Raw genomic sequence first — 2677 nt, 5'->3', positions numbered from 1 at the left:
GTAATAATAAGTAATAATAAATAATAATGTAAGAATTTTATGGTGATTACTTTGTTAGTATTAGTAGTTGTAAGTATTACTATAACATAAAAGTAGAATTTTTCAATAAAAATTAGCTTTTTGTTTATTGTTGTATTGCTTTGTGTGATATCTTTTCACGTCGTTGAAAACATAAAGGAGGGATATAAAATGAATGATGATAAGAACGGTATTAATAAAATTGGTTTAAGGAAGTATATAATCTGAGATAAATAGCGTTCTTTACCCATTATGATGTAATCACTATTATTATCTAGTTAAATATATTTTTATTACTTTATTAGATAGTTTTGAATTAAAGCTTATAGCTACAATAATGGTTGGCGATACTATAACTGGCGATATAGAAACCCAAACCTCTATAAGGAATAGAGGCACGTTTAGCGCGGCGGTATCTGACTTTTTATTCCCAAAGGTAAAAAAGGCGATACCGGAGCAGCCGGCACTTCTTATGTGAATAACAGTTCTGTAGGATTAGATGTTGCAACGATTACTTCAGATGGAGGGGAAGTTAAAACTGACGTATTAGGGAACGTTACGTGTGATAGCTTAAAAACAACGGATCTTGTTGCAGATACGATTGAATGCCAAACGTTAACAGCAACTAATAATTTAAATATATATGAACTTCACTCCTTATATGGAGGTAATCTTTCCGCTTTGGCAGGTAGAGAAAATAGTATATTGGTAACAACGTTACCGTTTGTCCAAGTGATGCTGACCCTATCTCTACAAAAATGCGAGGAGGATTTTATCTCACAACCGACGGGGATTTTTACATCACGAACAATTATGTCCCTGCTACAGTAACTGATACCACTTCGAGTTCAGCCAATTCTGCTCCTCTAGACTATGATTATGTTCTTTCTGTAGATAAAGACACGAAACTAGCTGCGATTAATAAGACAACAAACCTGCCTATGATGTGGGATGGATAAAATGGGCTGATCTCTCCGCTATGGTTTCCTCTCTGTCTTACGTTGAAGCGGATTGAAAGCAAATGTAGATATTAAAGCGGAGAAGCCTTATTGGAGGAACGGCACTGCATGGATATAGGTATAGTTTAGAACCTTACAGATATGTGCTTTATAGACAGTGAAAATAAATTAAAATTGATACATGATATTCAACAAGACCCCTGCTTGTTAAGAGGGGGTTAGACATAACGGAGAAACTTTATCCGCTTAAGCGTATTGCTTTTGTTCCTCAGTGTGTTGGATATAGGTGTTTGTGCTTTTGATCTCAATAATGAGGCGCGTATTGTTTGTAATTGCAACATGATCGAGAGGAAGTCAAGCATTTCCATCTGTCCAGCGATGGGTATTGGATTCGTTCGTGTGCCATCCATGGAGAGTTTTTTCTTCAAAATGTCGATTGATGTCGATCGTTTTGTGAAACTGTCTTAGGTATATTTTTCCAATCAATACCCCCAAATATCTTCGGTCATTTACGAAGGGGCCAATGGTATCGAACGGTCGGCTGGAGCGTGAAACCAAGTGCACGCTGCTTGTCTGATCAGGCAGAGAGAATGTATAGAAAGGTTTTTTAATTGAAGTGGGATATAAAACGACGCCTGTATTGGTAATGAGATGGAATGCACTGTCTGTGGTGAGGATATAGAGTGGATAGGCTTTATTTTTTTTGGAGAGGTTTGATGCACGAGAAAGGATCGAAGAAAAGATAGGCTCTACAAACGCTCTGGCAATTTCTAAAGATGCAGCGGCGTTATGTTCCCATGTTAACTTACGATTATGAATAAATGTTGGCATGTCTTTATGGGGGGAATGGAACGCAGACCGGTTGCCGGTGTCTAGGTAACTTTCTGTCAGCACGCCATCCGCCATGATGATAGCATGTTTTTCTGTTTCAATATGATAATAGGCATAAGACGTTATGGAGTGATCATAAAAGATGGAAACAGTATTGACCAACATGCGAGCGGGAACAAACTTTCCATTAAGAAATAAGCAATGCTCTGCTGTGATCCACATGTCTTTATAAGGGACGTTGTCAGCGATTGCGTCTTTTAAAATGCAAATTGGATAACCTGCTTGATCATCGGGGTAATCTGGACGCACTGTAACGTCTTTCCATCCTGCCCAAATAACGGGTCGTATTTCTTCTTTTCCATTAACGTAGCTGATGATTTCATCGTTGATTTGAAGGGTTTCTATGGGAACGTTCCCTTTAGGGGTAAGGATCATTGAACCTGCAAGAAAACATGCACCAATAAAAGTATTTCCATCGGAATAACTAATGGATAAAGGATTGGCTGTAGAGCCGTCTACAGAGTATTGTCCAGCGGGTAAAGTTACTCCATTGGCGAGATTTAGCGTGAAAGTGCTAATAATTTTTCCAGAACTATCAAGAAGGGTTACGGTTTTAGGATTTTCTGATCCTGATATTGTGTAACTGGTAACGGGATCCTTCGAATTGATGAGTTCAATGACATCCTTGGTGGGATCATAATTGTTGAGGGTAACGCCTGATAAATTGATTTGTGAACCTCCGCTGTCGGCGACAAAGGTACCTCCCCCTGTATTAAATAAAATGTCAGTGTTGTTTAGGGCATTTAAAACAGAAGACTTAATTTCAACTCTACCTCCATAGCTTAGTTCAATGGTATTATCGCTGGCAG

3 protein-coding genes are annotated in these 2677 nt (G+C 38.3%); 2 read left to right on the top strand and 1 reads right to left on the bottom strand.

Features of this window, described 5'->3' with window-relative positions; translation table 11 throughout:
- The first annotated feature begins 355 nt into the window (after window positions 1-355).
- Window positions 356-496 carry a hypothetical protein gene (locus tag AABE15_RS05830; protein ID WP_338330346.1) on the top strand — a complete coding sequence of 47 codons (141 nt, stop codon included), beginning with the start codon at window positions 356-358 and terminating at the stop codon, window positions 494-496.
- On the top strand, window positions 493-849 hold the full coding sequence (locus AABE15_RS05825) for a hypothetical protein (RefSeq protein ID WP_338330345.1): 357 nt from the start codon (window positions 493-495) through the stop codon (window positions 847-849). The genes AABE15_RS05830 and AABE15_RS05825 overlap by 4 nt, the downstream gene beginning before the upstream one ends.
- A gap of 482 nt (window positions 850-1331) precedes the next feature.
- Here the strand turns inward: AABE15_RS05825 and AABE15_RS05820 are convergent.
- On the bottom strand, window positions 1332-2677 hold a 1346-nt coding region (locus AABE15_RS05820), incomplete at its 5' end, for a Hint domain-containing protein (protein ID WP_338330344.1).

Origin of the sequence: Commensalibacter sp. Nvir (assembly GCF_963921845.1) — a bacterium.
Classification (GTDB): Bacteria; Pseudomonadota; Alphaproteobacteria; order Acetobacterales; family Acetobacteraceae; genus Commensalibacter.
Note: the sequence above shows the minus strand (reverse complement) of the source record. Positions and strands in the feature narration are given on the sequence as shown.